Genomic DNA, 13,865 nt, shown 5'->3' on the forward strand with positions numbered 1-13,865 from the left:
CGGGCGCGACGTTACACAGCTCACGGCGCCTTGGCGAGATCACTGGCGAGTCCCCACGAAGAATCCGCGGATCCGTTGCGGATAACGTAGTGACGACCGGATCCCCGGTCCGCACGACACGAGAGGATCCGTATGTCCGGCTGGTCACTGCATGGGGACGGTCGCACCGTCGCCCCCGGCGCCGTCGTCTCCCCCGGGGAGCGCCTGAACTGGGGCGCCACGATCGCGATGGGCATGCAGCACGTCGTCGCCATGTTCGGAGCGACGTTCCTCGTCCCGACGCTCACGGGCTTCCCCGTGTCGACGACGCTCCTCTTCTCGGGCATCGGCACGATCCTGTTCCTCGTGATCACGGGCAACCGGCTGCCGAGCTACCTCGGCTCGTCGTTCGCCTTCATCGCCCCCATCACGGCCGCGACGGCGCAGCACGCCATCGGGTCGGCCCTCGCCGGCATCATCGCGGTCGGCGTCCTGCTCGCCCTCGTCGGCTTCCTCGTGCAGTTCGCGGGAATCGGCTGGGTCGACCGGCTCATGCCCCCTGTGGTCGCGGGCGCGATCGTCGCCCTCATCGGCTTCAACCTCGCGTCGAGCGCGTGGAACAACGTGCAGCAGGCGCCCGTCACGGCGACCATCACGCTCGCCGCCGTGATCCTCTTCGCCGTCGTGTTCCGCGGATTCCTCGGGCGGATCTCGATCTTCCTCGGCGTCATCGTCGGCTACGTCGTCGCGGCGATCCGCGGCGAGCTCGACTTCTCGAAGCTCGACGACGCGCCGTGGATCGGCCTCCCCGAGTTCCACCTGCCCGACTTCGCGGCGCCGGGCACCTGGTCGGTCATCGCGATGTTCCTGCCCGTCGTGCTCGTGCTCGTCGCCGAGAACGTCGGCCACGTGCGCGGCGTCGCGACGATGACCGACGCGACCGCGAACAGGTACACGGGCCGCGCCCTCATCGCCGACGGCGCCTCGACCGTCCTCGCGGGCGGCTTCGGCGGATCCGCGACGACGACCTACGGCGAGAACATCGGCGTCATGGCCGCGACCCGCGTCTACTCGACCGCCGTCTACTGGGTCGCCGGCGTCGTCGCGATCCTGCTCGCGTTCTCGCCCAAGGTCGGCGAGGTGTTCAACTCGATCCCCGCCGGCGTGCTCGGCGGCGTGACGACGGCGCTCTACGGCCTCATCGGGATCATCGGTATCAAGATCTGGGTCGACAACCGCGTCGACTTCTCGCGGCCCGTCAACCAGTACACGGCCGGCGTCGCCCTCGTCCTCGCGATCGCGAACTACACGATGACGCTCGGCGACTTCGTGTTCAGTGGCATCGTGCTCGGATCCGTCGCCGCCCTGGTGATCTACCACCTCGGCAACGCGATCGCCCGCGCCCGCAGGACCGGCGCCGACGACGCGGGGCCGATCGCCGCGGGCTGATCCGGCCTACGGCGTCTCGAGGAGCTCGGCGAGGCGCGTCGCCGCGGCCTCGGCCTCGGGCCCCGTCGCGTCGATCCGGATCTCGTCGCCTCCCGCCGACCCCAGCGCGAGGATCGCGATGAGGCTCTTCGCGTCGGCGGGGCCCGCGCCCTTCGTGACGTCGGTGATCGAGACGCGCGCGTCGAACGACGCCGCGGCCTTCGCGAAGCCCGCTGCGGGGCGCGCGTGGAGGCCGAGCGGGTCGGCGATCCGCGCCGTGGCCTGGAATCCGGCCGCGACGGCCGGCGCGGGATCCTCGGCGGGCGCCTTCGCGGCGAGCGCGCCGTCGGCCTCGGCGAGCACCTCGTCGAGGCCCGCCCCTCCCGCGGCGCGCACGATCGCGGCGGCGAGGCCCTCGACGAGCGGGCCTCGGCTGATGCGGATCTCGACGGATCCCTCCCGCAGATCGACCGCGAACTCGGCGCTGATCATGGCGGATCCGAGGTCGGTCAGGACGACGACGCCGTCCGACCCCTCGAGCTCATCGTAGGCGGCGGCGATCGCGGCGGCGTCGGTCCCGAAGCCGCCGTCGGCGCCCGCCGCGATCCGGACGGGCGGCTCGTCGCCCGGGGCCATCTGCCGCGCGAGGTCGACCGCAGCCTCGGCCAGCGGCGCGCTGTGCGAGACGACGACGAGGCCGATCACGCGGCCGCCTCCGCGAGCGCGCGGACGAGGAGCGCCGCCGACGCCGCGCCGGGATCCACGTGGCCCGCCGAGCGCTCGCCGAGGTACGACGCCCGGCCCTTGCGGGCGACGAGCGGCTCGGTCGCGTCGCGCCCCGCCTCGGCGGCCGACGCCGCGTCGGCGAGCGACGCGCCGCCCTCGAGCGCCGCGACGGCCGGCTCGAGCGCGTCGATCATCGTCTTGTCGCCGGCCTCGGCGTGGCCGCGGGCGACGATGCTCGCGAGCCCCGCCCGGAGCGCGGCGGCGACGTCGGAGAGCTCGCCCTCCTCAGGCGACGCCTTCGCGGCCTCCAGGAAGAAGGATCCGTAGAGGGATCCGCTCGCGCCGCCGACCTTCGAGATGAAGGTCATGCCGACGGCCTTGAGGAGCGCGCGCGGGCCCGACGCCCCCTCGATCCTCTCGAGCGCCGCCGTCGTGCCGCGGACGAGGTTCGTGCCGTGGTCGGCGTCGCCGATCGCCGAGTCGAGGGCCGTGAGCTCGTCGGCGTGCTCGGCGACCGCGGCGGCGAAGCCGCGGATCCACCCGGAGAGCTGGTCGGTCGTCAGGCCCATCAGATGCCCCACCGGAGCGCCGGCGTGTTCACGGGCGCGTCCCACAGCCGCAGGATCTCGTCGTCGGCGGCGACGAGGGTCAGCGAGCAGCCCGCCATGTCGAGGCTCGTGATGTAGTCGCCGACGAGCGATCGCGCGACCGCGATCCCGCGCGCCTCGAGCGCCCGCGCGATCTCGCCGTACATGACGTAGAGCTCGATCTGCGGCGTGCCGCCGAGGCCCGAGAGCAGCGCGATGACGGGCTCGCCCGTGAAGTCGCGGTCGTCGGCGATCGCGTTCGCGATCTCGTCGGCGATCTCCGACGCGGGGCGCAGCTTCTCGCGCCGGCGACCGGGCTCGCCGTGGATCCCGACGCCGACCTCCATCTCGTCGTCGGGGAGGTCGAAGCTCGGCTTGCCGACGGCAGGGACCGTGCCGCTCGTGAGCGCGACGCCCATCGACCGGCCGTTCTCGCTGACGCGCTGGGCGACCGCCCGCACGTCCTCGAGGCTCCGCCCCTCGGCTGCCGCGGCGCCCGCGACCTTCTCGACGACGACCGTCGTCCCGACGCCGCGCCTGCCCGCCGTGTAGGTCGAGTCCTCGACCGAGACGTCGTCGGCGACGAGGACCGTCGCGGTCCGGATCCCCTCGTCGCCCGCGAGGTCGGCCGCCATCTCGAAGTTCAGGACGTCGCCCGTGTAGTTCTTGACGACGAACAGGACGCCCGCACCCGAGTCGACGTGCTGCGCCGCGGCGAGCATCTGGTCGGGCGTCGGCGAGGTGAACACCTCGCCCGCGCAGGCCGCGTCGAGCATGCCCGCGCCGACGAACCCCGCGTGGAGCGGCTCGTGGCCCGTGCCGCCGCCGGAGACGATCGCGACGCGCCCCTCGCGCGGGGCGCCCGAGATCACGACCCGGTTCTCGTGGTCGACCGTCTGGTCGGGGTGGGCCGCCGCGACGCCGAGCAGGGCGTCGGCGATCACGGCCGACGGATCTCCGATGAGCTTCTTCATTGGTGACTCCTTCGTCTCCGGGTGCCTCCGACGCTAGACCAGCGTGCCCCCGCCGCGCCAGGCTCGGCGGACGAACGTGCACGCGCGTCATCCGGATCCGAGAGCCGGCGTTCAGATGACGCTTCAGCACCTTCGCTCCCGATCGAACGTGCCGCTGCGTCATCTGAACGTGCGTGCGCGAATTCAGGTGACAGTTCCGCACCTTCAGGGCTGTGGGGAAGTTTCGACGCGTCTTCCGCGGATCCGGGTGGCGAGCGGACCGGATCCGCAGGATCGCACTGGTCGGATCCTCGCAGCGGCCCGCGCCTACGCCCCGCTGCTGCGCCCCGACCAGTTCTTCAGCCACACGACCGCGGCCGCGATCTGGGGCGCGCCCGTGCACCTCGCCGATGAGCGGATCCACGTGTCGGTGTTCGGCGACCGAAGCCTGCCACGCGCGGCAGGTGTCTTCGGCCATCGCTCGTCACCTGTGCTCACGACCACGCGCGACATCACCGGGCTTCGCGTCTCGTCGCCCGCGTCGACGTGGGCGTCTCTCGACGCCCTCTCCGTCATCGAGCTCGTTCAGATCGGAGATCACCTCTGCCGCGTCTGGCGGCGCGGGCGCGGCCGCCCGCACGCGGGCCGGGCGCCGATCGCGACGCCGGAAGAGCTGCGCCGGGCCCTCGACGCGGGTCGCCACCTCGGCGCATCCCGCCTCCGAGAGGCTCTCGGGCTCATCCGCTTGGACTCATGGTCGCCCCGCGAGTCGCGGACCCGGGTCGAGCTCGAGTACCAGGGTGAGATGCACGCCTCGAGCTACGCCGCGGACATCGAGCGGATCGAGCGCCTGCGCGCGCACGGCTGGGAGATGATCCAGGCGACGAAAGCGACGGGATCCGGCGACCTCGCGCGGCGCGTGCGCATCGCGCTGCTGGCGCGCGGCGCCAACGCGTGAGCGGGTCAGACGGGGTCGGGACGCCAGTCCTTGCACACGTCGACCCAGCCGGCGGCGCCCGCGATGCGCTCGAGGTCGGCCGTCTCGATGCGCACGGCCGAGGAGGCGGTCCCTGCCGCGGGGAAGACGACCTCGAAGCGCCGCAGGCTCTCGTCGAGCCACACCGCGGCCGTCCCGGGGTTCGCGAAGGGGCACACCCCGCCCATCGGATGCCCCGTCATCTCGACGAGCCGGTCGGCGGACACCATCTGCGCCTTGCCGCCGAAGCGCCGCTTGAACGCGCCGCTCTGGACCCGCGCGTCGCCCGCCGCGACGACGAGGACCGCGCGCGCCGGATCCGCGGGGTCGACGAAGGCGAGGGTCTTCGCGATGCGCGCGGGCTCGGTCCCGAGCCGCGCCGCCGCGAGCTCGACGGTCGCGCTCGACTCGTCGAACTCGATCACCCGATCCCCGAGTCCGAAGCGGTCGAGGTGGGCGCGGGCGGCATCGACGGTCAGATCGGTCATGACGGCGATTCTCTCAGCGCCCGATCGGATCAGCGCCCGATCGGATCAGCGCCACGGCTGCAGGGTCGCGGGGGCGGGCCACGGGAGGTCGATGCGCTCGGAGGGCGCGTCGATCGCGCCGTAGTCCTCGGTCTTGAGCCGGACGCGGCCCGAGCCGGGCGGGGTTCCCGGCGCGACCTCGACGATGCGCACGCGCACCCGCTCGCCCCCGCGCTCGAGGACCCACGCATCGGCGAGCCACGCCAGGCTCAGCGCGTCGAGCGCTTCCTCGGCCTCCGCCCACTCGACGACGCCCGTGACGTCCGCGCCGAGGATGTCGACGACGACGAAGCCTCCGCCGTCGGGCCGCGCCCAGCCGACGAGCTCGCCGTCGACGGCGCGGCGATGCGGGATCCAGTCGCTCGTGTCCATGAGACCCATCCAACTCCCCCGCACGGGGAACCGCGATCTCCCCCGCTCGGGGGATCCGGCGCGGCGCGGGGATCCGTAGCGTCGGAGACATGATCTTCGTCATCGTCTCCACCCTCATCCCCGTCGTCATCGTCGCCGCCATGTCGCCGTTCTACGCGAAGTGGAACCGCGAGTACCGCGAGCGCCGCGACGTGAAGCGCGCCGCCGCAGCCGCCCGCTGACCGCCGGGCGCCCCGGCCTCAGGCCGTGTCGCGGCGCACGATCTCGGTCGGCAGGATCGTCACGTGCTCGGGGGATCCTCCCGCGAGGATCTGCAGCAGCACGTCGGCCATCGCGTAGCCCTGCCTGCGGCTCGGCTGGCGCATCGTCGTCAGCTCGGGCTCGAGGTTCGTCGCCATCGGCGAGTCGTCGAACCCGATGATCGCGACGTCGTCGGGGATCCGCACCCCCGCCGCCCGCAGGACGCCGACCGCCCCGCGCGCCATGAGGTCGCTCGCGATGAAGAGCGCGTCGAACTCGGCGCCCGACGCGAGGAGCCTCCGCGCGGCCTCGCTCCCGCCCGCGAGCGTGAACCCGCCGTCCTCGACGGGCCCCTCGGGGAGACCAGCCGCGGCGAGCGCCTCGCGGTGCCCCTGCAGACGGTCCTGCCCGGCAGGCATGTCGAGCGGCCCCGCGATCGTGCCGATGCGCGTCGCGCCGCGCTCGATGAGGAAGCGCGTCGCGTCGCGGCCGCCCGCGACGTTGTCGACGTCGACGTAGAAGTCGTCGCCGCGCGAGATCGAGGGACGCCCGCCGTACACGACGGGGACGGCCTGCGCGATGCGGTCGACGTAGGTGTCGCTCGTGTGGTGCGACACGACGATCGCGCCGTCGACGTTGCCGCCGATGAGGTACGACGTCGTCTTCGAACCCGGGTCGTCCGACGCGATGAAGAGGTTGAGGATGTGGTCGGTGGATCCGAGCCTGTCGTTGATCCCCGTCACGATCGACGCGAAGAACGGGTCGCCGAAGAACCGCGTCGTGTCCTCGGGCACGACGAGGCCGATCGCCTGCGTCTGCCGGGTCGCGAGCGTGCGCGCGGCGCGGTTCGGGACGTAATCGAGCTCGCGGATCGCCCGCTGCACCGCGTCGAGGGCGGCGGGGCTCACGCGGTCCCCGCCGCCCAGGACGCGCGACACCGTCGAACGCGAGACGCCCGCGAGGCGGGCGACCTGCTCGATCGTGGCTGTGCTGGTCATGCGCTTCAGTATGTCCGCGGTCCCCGTCAGACCGCGCGAGCCGCGATGATCCGCTGGTACTCGCGCCCCGACTCCTTGACGGTGCGCTTCTGGGTCTCGTAGTCGACGCGGACGATGCCGAACCGCTTCTCGTAGCCCCAGGCCCACTCGTAGTTGTCGAGCAGCGACCAGTAGAAGTAGCCGCGCACGTCGACGCCGCGCTCGATCGCCTCGGCGACCGCCGTGAGGTGCCCGCGGACGAACGCGACGCGCTCGTCGTCGACGACGGATCCGTCCTCCGAGACGACGTCGTCGTAGGCGGCGCCGTTCTCGGTGACGTAGAGCGGGACGCCCGGGTAGTCGCGCTGCACGCGCTCGAGCAGATCGGTGAGCCCCGAGGGCTCGACCTCCCACCCCATGCCCGTGCGGGCGAGCCCGCGCTCGTGCCAGTGGATCCCCTCGTGCGACGGGTACGGCGACGAGGTCGCGCGGTCGGTCGGCGCCTCTCCCCCGGCCGGCGGGACGGCGTCGGGCGTGCCCGAGACGAACTCGCCGTGGTAGTAGTTCACGCCGAGGAAGTCGATCGGGGCCGAGATCTCGTCGAGGTCGCCCGGCCGCACCGCGGCTTCGAACGCGCGCACTGCGCCGGCATCGACCGCCCGCACGTCGTCGAGCACGTCGGCGGGGTACGAGCCGCGCATCAGCGGGTCGAGGAACCAGCGGTCGAACTGACCGTCGATGCGGCGGGCCGCGTCGACGTCGGCGGGATCCGCCGGATCCACCGGGACGGCGTTCGTGAGGTTGAGCGTGATCCCGAGCTGCTCGGCTCCGCGCGCGCGGAGCTCGCCGACCGTGCGGCCGTGCGCCAGCAGGAGGTGGTGCGACGCGAGCGCGCCCGCCTCGACGCTCTGCCGGCCGGGCGCGTGCGCGCCCGCCGTGTACGACAGGAACGACGAGCACCACGGCTCGTTGAGCGTCGTCCAGATCTTCACGCGGTCGCCGAGCGCCTCGTGCATCGTGACCGCGTACTCGACGAACCGGTCGACGGTGTCGCGGCTCGTCCAGCCGCCCTTCTCCTCGAGCGCCTGCGGCATGTCCCAGTGGTACAGGGTCAGCCAGGGCAGGATCCCCGCCCCGAGCAGCTCGTCGACGAGGCGCGAGTAGTAGTCGACGCCGAGGGGGTTGACGTCGCCGCCGTCGGGCCGCACCCGCGACCACGAGGTCGAGAAGCGGTAGCTCTCGACGCCGAGCTCCTTCATGAGCGCCACGTCGTCGCGGTACCGGTGGTACTGATCCGTCGCCACATCGCCGTCGTCGGCGTTGATCACGGCGCCAGGGACGCGCGCGAACGCGTCCCAGATGCTGGCGGTGCGGCCGTCCTCGAACGCGGCGCCCTCGACCTGGTACGCCGCGGTGGCGGCGCCGAAGAGGAAGCCGTTCGGGAACTTGCGGGTCATGGAGGTCATCCCTTCACGGCGCCGGCCATGATGCCGCTGACCAGCTGCTTGCCCGCGAACGCGAAGAGCGCGAGGAGCGGCAGGGTCGCGAGCACGACGCCGGCGAGAACGAGCGAGTAGTCGACGAAGTGGTTCGACTGCAGCAGGGCGAGCGACACGGGGAGCGTCGGGTCCTGGCGGTCGAGGACGATGAACGGCCAGAAGAAGTTGTTCCACGCCTGCACGAAGGTGAAGAGGAACAGCATCGCGGCCGCGGGGCGGGCCGCCGTCATGCCGACGGTCCAGAAGGTGCGGATCATCGACGCGCCGTCCATGCGCGCCGCCTCGATGAGCTCGTCGGGGACGGCCTGGCGCAGGTACTGCGTCATCCAGAACACCCCGAAGGCGCTCGCGAGCATCGGCACGATGATCGCGCCGGCCTTGCCCGTCCACCCGAACTCGGCGAACATCACGTAGAGCGGCACGACGCCGAGCTGCTGCGGCACGGCCATCGTGGCGACGACGAACGCCAGGAGCCCCTTGCTGCCGGGGAAGCGCAGCTTCGAGAACGCCCAACCCGCGAGGGTCGAGAACACCACGACCGCGACCGCGATGATCGTCGACGTCCAGACGCTGTTCCACAGCGCCCGCCAGAAGTTGACGTTCGGGTCGTTCACGACAGCCGCGGCGTTCGCGAAGAAGTTGCCGAGGGGGATCCACGACCTGTTCGGGTCGCGCAGCGTCGACGAGTCGCCCGATCCGATGAGGAACGAGAAGTACAGCGGGAAGAGGCTCGCGAGGACGACCGCGACGAGCATGCCGTAGATCCACCACGGCGGGCGGATCCCGCGGATCCTCCGGGCGCGGCCCTTGCGGTCCTTCGGCGCTACGATCGTGACGGTCGCCTCGCCGCCCGCCTGATCGGGCTTCATGAGGTCGGTCATCGGTACAGCTCCTTCCGGCGCGCGCGGCGCGCGGCCGCGTCGCGCTTCAGCTGGCGCTTCTGCGCGCGCGACAGCTTCGGCCCCTTGCCGCCGTCGTCTCCGACGAGCGACTGCGTCACGAAGAGGTTCACGAGGCCGATGACGAGGATGATGAGGAACAGCAGCCAGGCCATCGCGGCGGCGCGGCCGAAGTTCCAGTCGCCCCAGCCGAGGTTGTAGAGGTACAGCGTGATCGTGAGCCACTGGTTCGCGGATCCGCCCTGCCCGAACTGGTCGAACATGCGCGGCTCCTCGAAGATCTGCAGGCCGCCGATCGTCGAGGTGATGATCACGAAGATGAAGGTCGGCTTGAGCGAGGGCAGCGTGATCGACCAGAACTGGCGCACGGCGCCGGCGCCGTCGACCGTCGCGGCCTCGTAGTAGTCGCGCGGGATCGCCTGCATGGCGGCGAGGAGGATCAGCGCGTTGTAGCCGATCCAGCGGTAGTTCACCATCGTCGCGATCGCGACGTGGCTCCAGAAGGGCTCGACGTGCCACGGGATCGGGCCGATGCCGATCATGCCGAGCCAGGCGTTGACCTGGCCCGAGTTGTCGGCGAAGAGCGCGTTGAAGATCAGGCCGACGGCGACGGGCGCCACGACGTAGGGCAGGAGGACGCCCATGCGCCAGAAGGTCTTCGCGCGCAGGTTCCGGTCGAGCACCGCCGCGAGGAAGAGCGCGAGGATCAGCTGCGGGACGCTCGAGAGCAGGAAGATGCTGAACGTGTTGCGCAGCGCCACCCAGAAAGCCGGCTGCGTGAGGATCCACGCGTACTGGTCGAAGCCGATGAACTCGCCCGATTGGCGGATCTGATCCCAGTCCATGAACGAGATCACCGCGGTGTAGACGAGCGGGAAGGCGCCGACGACGGCGAAGACGATGAAGAACGGCGAGACGTAGAGGTACGGGGACACCTTGACGTCCCACTTGCTGAGCCGCTGCGAGAAGCTCAGCACGCGCACGGGGCGCTGCGGTCCTGGGGTGGGGAGGGGCGGCGCCTGACGCGCCGCCCCCTTCACTGCGTTCGACATGTCAGAGAGCGTCGACCTCGGACACCCACGTGTTCCACGCGTCGTCGGCCGACTCGGTGCCGTCGAACACGCGCTGGATCGCGTTGTTGAACGCGTCGTGGATCTGGAAGTACAGCGGGCCCTTGTGCGGCTCGGCCTCGACGGCCTCGGCGCGGTCTGCGCCGATCTGGCCGACGGGTGCGTCGCTGAAGAAGGGGTCCGTCGCGCTCGTCAGGGCGTCGTCCGTGTAGGTGTCGACCTGGCTCGGGAAGGTGCCGGCGTTCTCGAACGCCTGCAGCTGCACCTCGGGCGAGGTCAGCCAGTCGGCGAAGTCCTGAGCGGCCTCGACGTTCTCGCCGTTGGCGGGGACCACGAGGTACGAGCCGCCCCAGTTGGAGCCGCCGCCGGGGAACACGTTGGCGATGTTCCAGCCGCTGATGTCGGGGCCCTCGCCCTCGATGTTGCCGCGGAGCCACGGCGGGCACAGCATCACGGGGTACTCGCCGTTGGCGAGCGACGCGTACCAGTCGTCCGACCACTGGGCGGCGTACTTCGCGATCGGGATCGCGCGCTCGACGACGGTGTCGTAGACGTCGCGCACGGCGGGGTTCTCGGTCGCGATGACGGTGTTGTCGTCGTCCTCGTAGATCGAGTCCTGCTGGTTGATGAGGCCCTGCGTGACCGAGTTCACCGAGTCGATGAAGGGCTCGCCCGTGGCTGCGACGTACTCGTCGGCCGTGTCGAAGAAGTCGTCCCACGTCGTGAAGAGGCTCGCGACCTCGTCGGGGTCGGTGGGGAGGCCGGCCGCCTCGAAGAGGTCGGAGCGGTAGCAGACCGCCTGCGGGCCGATGTCGGTGCCGTAGCCGACGAGCTGGCCGTCGGCGTTCGTCACGGGGGCGTTCTTCCAGTCGACCCAGCGGTCGTTGAGCTCCTCGGGGACCGGGGCGAGGAGGTCGGCGTACTCCATCATCTCGGGGGCCCAGTCGATCTCGACGGCCTCGACGTCGGCGAGGCCCGTGTTGCCGAGCTTCTGGAAGAAGTTGGCGCGGGCGTCGTTCGACGTCGCGGCCTTGTTCTGGACGATCTTGATGCCGGTCTCGTCCGTGTACTGCTGGAGCAGCTCGTCGGTGTAGCCGAAGTCGTTGAACGTCGAGATGGTGAGCTCGGTGGTCTCCCCGCCCGACGAGCTGTCGGACTCGGAGCCGGAGCATCCGGCGAGAGCCAGGGCTCCGACCGCGACGAGAGCAGTGCTCGTCGTCGCGAGGCGGACGGTGCGTGTTTTCACGGATCCACTCCTTCGTGGTGATGCTGTGTGGTGTGGGAGCGCTCCCACGGGGCGTGCACGACGATATGGGAGCGCTCCCACGGATGTCAACCCGCGTGATGCTTCCGTGACCCGGACCCCGCAGACGGGACCGCATAGAATCGGGGGGACCCCCTCCCCGAGCGTCTCGGAGCCCCGTTATGCCCACCATCGTCGTCGACGTCATGCCCAAGGCCGAGCTGCTGGACCCGCAGGGCAAGGCGGTCACCCGCTCGCTCGCCCGCCTCGGCCACGACGCGTTCCAGAACGTCCGCATCGGCAAGCGCATCGAGATGACCGTCGACGGCGAGGTCACCGACGAGGTCCTCGCCGAGGCGAAGCGGATCGCCGACGAGGTGCTCTCCAACCAGGTCATCGAGGACGTCGTGGGCATCGAGGTCGTCGAGTGACCGCGCGGATCGGCGTCGTCACCTTCCCCGGATCCCTCGACGACCGCGACGCGCAGCGCGCGATCCGGATCGCGGGAGCCGAGCCCGTCGCCCTGTGGCACGGATCCGCCGACCTGCAGGGCGTCGACGCCGTCATCCTGCCCGGCGGCTTCTCGTACGGCGACTACCTGCGCGCCGGCGCCATCGCGGCGCTCGCCCCCGTCATGTCGTCGGTCACCGACGCGGCGGCGAAGGGCATGCCGATCCTCGGGATCTGCAACGGCTTCCAGATGCTCGTCGAGGCGCACCTGCTGCCCGGCGGCCTGATCCGCAACGAGAAGCAGCAGTTCATCCGCCGCGACCAGAAGCTCGTCGTCGAGAACGCCTCGACGGCGTGGACGAACGCCTTCTCGGAGGGCGCCGAGATCACGATCCCGCTGAAGAACGCCGACGGCGGCTTCACGGCGTCGCCCGAGACCGTCGCCGAGCTCGAGGGCGAGGGCCGCGTGGTCTTCCGCTACCGCGGCGTCAACCCCAACGGCTCGCTGGCCGACATCGCCGGCATCACGAACGCGGCAGGCAACGTCGTCGGCCTCATGCCGCACCCCGAGCACGCCGTCGAGCCGGGCTTCGGCCCGAACAAGCCCGAGGCCATGCGCTCGGGCGTCGACGGGCTGCCGTTCTTCGCGAGCGCCATCAGCGCCATCGCGGCCGTCGCCGCGTAGCTCCCCGCCGCCGATACGGTGGGGGCATGATCGTCTCCGTCCCCACTGAGGAACTCGCCGCCGACGTCGCGGCGCTCGTCGACCCCGCGCTCGGAATCGAGGTCGTCCTGTGGGCGACCGGCGAGCCGCCGCGCCCCGACGTCGACCTCGTCGTCCCGCCCTACATGAAGCAGGGCGAGATGCTGCGCGCCGTCGCCGACATGCGCCCACGGCTGATCCAGGGGCAGGCGATCGGGTTCGACGGCGTCGCCGACGTCCTGCCCGAGGGCCTCGTCTACGCGAACGCGGCGTCGGTGCACGAGACCGCGACGGCCGAGCTCACCCTCGCCCTGATCCTCGCGGCGCAGCGCGAGCTGCCCCGCCTCGTGCGCAACCACGACGCCGGGGTGTGGGAGAAGTTCTGGGCCCGCGGGCTCGCCGACCACCGCGTCGTGATGCTCGGCTACGGCGGCGTCGGCAAGGCGATCGCCGAGCGGCTCGCCCCGTTCGAGGTCGACCTCGTGCCCGTCGCGTCGCGGGCCCGCGTCGAGAACGGCGTGACGGTGCACGCGATGGACGAGCTCGCGAGCCTTCTGCCGACGGCGCAGATCCTCGTCAACGTCCTGCCGGGCGGCCCCGAGACGCACCACCTCATCGGCGCCGCCGAGCTCGCCGCGCTTCCCGACGACGCGCTCGTCGTCAACGTGGGCCGCGGCCCGACCGTCGACTCCGACGCGCTCGTCGACGCCCTGCGGACGGGGCGGATCCGCATGGCGAGCGACGTCTTCGACCCCGAGCCGCTCCCCGCGGACCATCCGCTCTGGCGCCTCGAGAACGCGCTCGTCGCGCCGCACGTCGGGGGCCTCTCGGCTGCCATGCGCCCGCGGATCGCGCGACTCGTCGCGGGGCAGGCCGAGCGGCTCGCCCGTGGCGAGGCGCCGATCAACGTCGTCCTCGGCGGCTAGGGTGTGTCTGACAATTGTTTGGTCCAGGCGATGACGGCGTTGAGGATCACGGCGGCGCGGTAGATGATCGCGTGCTTGTCGTAGCGGGTGGCGAGTCCTCGCCATTGCTTGATGTGGCAGTAGCGGCGCTCGATGACGTTCCGGTTCTTGTAGTCGGCGGTATCGAGGCCGACGGGGCGGCCGCCGCGTGAGCCGCGCCGTTTGCGGTGTCCTTGCTGATCGGCGGGTTCGGGGATCACGGCCTTGATCCCGCGGGAGCGGAGGTGTCCGCGGATCGCGCGGGACGAGTACGCCTTGTCGCCCCGGACTG

17 protein-coding genes are annotated in these 13,865 nt (G+C 71.5%); 6 read left to right on the plus strand and 11 right to left on the minus strand.

Annotated elements, in window-relative coordinates:
• Positions 1 to 132: 132 nt before the first annotated feature.
• Entirely contained in the window at positions 133 to 1,428 is a 1,296-nt protein-coding gene (locus H576_RS0111865; protein WP_029151111.1) for a uracil-xanthine permease family protein, read from the plus strand.
• A 6-nt stretch (positions 1,429 to 1,434) separates the two neighbouring features.
• Here H576_RS0111865 and H576_RS0111870 read toward each other — a convergent pair whose 3' ends face one another.
• Genes H576_RS0111870 through dhaK form a run of 3 tightly spaced genes read right to left on the minus strand, consistent with a single transcriptional unit; the run spans position 1,435 to position 3,694 of the window.
• Positions 1,435 to 2,112 carry an HPr family phosphocarrier protein gene (locus H576_RS0111870; RefSeq protein ID WP_029151112.1) on the minus strand — a complete coding sequence of 226 codons (678 nt, stop codon included), beginning with the start codon at positions 2,110 to 2,112 and terminating at the stop codon, positions 1,435 to 1,437.
• Complete coding sequence (gene dhaL / locus H576_RS0111875; protein WP_029151113.1) at positions 2,109 to 2,702, minus strand: dihydroxyacetone kinase subunit DhaL; 594 nt, start codon at positions 2,700 to 2,702, stop codon at positions 2,109 to 2,111. Before dhaL ends, H576_RS0111870 begins: the two co-directional genes overlap by 4 nt.
• Positions 2,702 to 3,694, minus strand: a complete 993-nt coding sequence (gene dhaK / locus H576_RS0111880) for a dihydroxyacetone kinase subunit DhaK (RefSeq protein ID WP_029151114.1) — start codon at positions 3,692 to 3,694, stop codon at positions 2,702 to 2,704. Before dhaK ends, dhaL begins: the two co-directional genes overlap by 1 nt.
• Before the next feature lie 247 nt (positions 3,695 to 3,941).
• Here dhaK and H576_RS0111885 point away from each other — a divergent pair, with 247 nt between their 5' ends.
• Positions 3,942 to 4,631, plus strand: coding sequence for a hypothetical protein (locus H576_RS0111885; RefSeq protein WP_029151115.1), 690 nt, complete (start codon positions 3,942 to 3,944; stop codon positions 4,629 to 4,631).
• Between the two features lie 5 nt (positions 4,632 to 4,636).
• Here the strand turns inward: H576_RS0111885 and H576_RS0111890 are convergent, their stop codons facing one another.
• Positions 4,637 to 5,137: a YbaK/EbsC family protein gene (locus tag H576_RS0111890; RefSeq protein ID WP_036320803.1), complete on the minus strand. Its 501-nt coding sequence runs from the start codon at positions 5,135 to 5,137 to the stop codon at positions 4,637 to 4,639.
• Positions 5,138 to 5,182: 45 nt separating this feature from the next.
• A complete protein-coding gene (locus H576_RS0111895) occupies positions 5,183 to 5,548 on the minus strand; it encodes a hypothetical protein (RefSeq protein ID WP_029151117.1) in 366 nt (121 codons plus the stop codon).
• A gap of 89 nt (positions 5,549 to 5,637) precedes the next feature.
• Here H576_RS0111895 and H576_RS17295 point away from each other — a divergent pair, with 89 nt between their 5' ends.
• Entirely contained in the window at positions 5,638 to 5,769 is a 132-nt protein-coding gene (locus H576_RS17295; RefSeq protein WP_281167315.1) for a hypothetical protein, read from the plus strand.
• Positions 5,770 to 5,787: 18 nt separating this feature from the next.
• On the opposite strand, the gene H576_RS0111905 is transcribed toward H576_RS17295, so the two are convergent.
• Genes H576_RS0111905 through H576_RS0111925 form a run of 5 tightly spaced genes read right to left on the minus strand, consistent with a single transcriptional unit; the run spans position 5,788 to position 11,479 of the window.
• Positions 5,788 to 6,786 carry a LacI family DNA-binding transcriptional regulator gene (locus H576_RS0111905; RefSeq protein ID WP_029151118.1) on the minus strand — a complete coding sequence of 333 codons (999 nt, stop codon included), beginning with the start codon at positions 6,784 to 6,786 and terminating at the stop codon, positions 5,788 to 5,790.
• Between the two features lie 26 nt (positions 6,787 to 6,812).
• Positions 6,813 to 8,222 carry a GH1 family beta-glucosidase gene (locus H576_RS0111910; protein ID WP_425411273.1) on the minus strand — a complete coding sequence of 470 codons (1,410 nt, stop codon included), beginning with the start codon at positions 8,220 to 8,222 and terminating at the stop codon, positions 6,813 to 6,815.
• A 5-nt stretch (positions 8,223 to 8,227) separates the two neighbouring features.
• Entirely contained in the window at positions 8,228 to 9,145 is a 918-nt protein-coding gene (locus H576_RS0111915; RefSeq protein ID WP_029151120.1) for a carbohydrate ABC transporter permease, read from the minus strand.
• Complete coding sequence (locus tag H576_RS0111920) at positions 9,142 to 10,215, minus strand: carbohydrate ABC transporter permease (protein ID WP_029151121.1); 1,074 nt, start codon at positions 10,213 to 10,215, stop codon at positions 9,142 to 9,144. The genes H576_RS0111915 and H576_RS0111920 overlap by 4 nt, the downstream gene beginning before the upstream one ends.
• A 1-nt stretch (position 10,216) precedes the next feature.
• Complete coding sequence (locus tag H576_RS0111925; protein ID WP_029151122.1) at positions 10,217 to 11,479, minus strand: ABC transporter substrate-binding protein; 1,263 nt, start codon at positions 11,477 to 11,479, stop codon at positions 10,217 to 10,219.
• A gap of 179 nt (positions 11,480 to 11,658) precedes the next feature.
• On the opposite strand from H576_RS0111925, the gene purS reads away from it, so the two are divergent.
• The 3 genes from purS to H576_RS0111940 are packed head-to-tail and all read left to right on the plus strand — an operon-like array spanning position 11,659 to position 13,555.
• Positions 11,659 to 11,907 carry a phosphoribosylformylglycinamidine synthase subunit PurS gene (gene purS / locus H576_RS0111930; protein WP_029151123.1) on the plus strand — a complete coding sequence of 83 codons (249 nt, stop codon included), beginning with the start codon at positions 11,659 to 11,661 and terminating at the stop codon, positions 11,905 to 11,907.
• Positions 11,904 to 12,611, plus strand: a complete 708-nt coding sequence (purQ, locus tag H576_RS0111935; RefSeq protein WP_029151124.1) for a phosphoribosylformylglycinamidine synthase subunit PurQ — start codon at positions 11,904 to 11,906, stop codon at positions 12,609 to 12,611. Before purS ends, purQ begins: the two co-directional genes overlap by 4 nt.
• Before the next feature lie 26 nt (positions 12,612 to 12,637).
• Positions 12,638 to 13,555 carry a 2-hydroxyacid dehydrogenase gene (locus H576_RS0111940; RefSeq protein WP_029151125.1) on the plus strand — a complete coding sequence of 306 codons (918 nt, stop codon included), beginning with the start codon at positions 12,638 to 12,640 and terminating at the stop codon, positions 13,553 to 13,555.
• On the opposite strand, the gene H576_RS0111945 is transcribed toward H576_RS0111940, so the two are convergent.
• Positions 13,552 to 13,865 (minus strand): IS5/IS1182 family transposase (locus H576_RS0111945; RefSeq protein ID WP_029151126.1); only part of this gene is annotated, 314 nt, incomplete at its 5' end. The two genes, H576_RS0111940 and H576_RS0111945, sit on opposite strands and share 4 nt — an antisense overlap.

It is taken from the genome of Microbacterium indicum DSM 19969 (assembly GCF_000422385.1).
In the GTDB taxonomy this organism is placed as follows: Bacteria; Actinomycetota; Actinomycetes; order Actinomycetales; family Microbacteriaceae; genus Microbacterium; species Microbacterium indicum.

Excerpts from the sequence above, each read along its gene's own strand:
- H576_RS0111865 (WP_029151111.1), top strand. The coding sequence starts at position 133 with ATGTCCGGCTGGTCACTGCATGGGGACGGTCGCACCGTCGCCCCCGGC.
- dhaL (WP_029151113.1), bottom strand. The coding sequence starts at position 2,702 with ATGGGCCTGACGACCGACCAGCTCTCCGGGTGGATCCGCGGCTTCGCC.
- dhaK (WP_029151114.1), bottom strand. The coding sequence starts at position 3,694 with ATGAAGAAGCTCATCGGAGATCCGTCGGCCGTGATCGCCGACGCCCTG.
- H576_RS0111890 (WP_036320803.1), bottom strand. The coding sequence starts at position 5,137 with ATGACCGATCTGACCGTCGATGCCGCCCGCGCCCACCTCGACCGCTTC.
- H576_RS0111895 (WP_029151117.1), bottom strand. The coding sequence starts at position 5,548 with ATGGACACGAGCGACTGGATCCCGCATCGCCGCGCCGTCGACGGCGAG.
- H576_RS17295 (WP_281167315.1), top strand. The coding sequence starts at position 5,638 with ATGATCTTCGTCATCGTCTCCACCCTCATCCCCGTCGTCATCGTCGCC.
- H576_RS0111905 (WP_029151118.1), bottom strand. The coding sequence starts at position 6,786 with ATGACCAGCACAGCCACGATCGAGCAGGTCGCCCGCCTCGCGGGCGTC.
- H576_RS0111910 (WP_425411273.1), bottom strand. The coding sequence starts at position 8,222 with ATGACCCGCAAGTTCCCGAACGGCTTCCTCTTCGGCGCCGCCACCGCG.
- H576_RS0111915 (WP_029151120.1), bottom strand. The coding sequence starts at position 9,145 with ATGACCGACCTCATGAAGCCCGATCAGGCGGGCGGCGAGGCGACCGTC.
- H576_RS0111920 (WP_029151121.1), bottom strand. The coding sequence starts at position 10,215 with ATGTCGAACGCAGTGAAGGGGGCGGCGCGTCAGGCGCCGCCCCTCCCC.
- purS (WP_029151123.1), top strand. The coding sequence starts at position 11,659 with ATGCCCACCATCGTCGTCGACGTCATGCCCAAGGCCGAGCTGCTGGAC.
- H576_RS0111940 (WP_029151125.1), top strand. The coding sequence starts at position 12,638 with ATGATCGTCTCCGTCCCCACTGAGGAACTCGCCGCCGACGTCGCGGCG.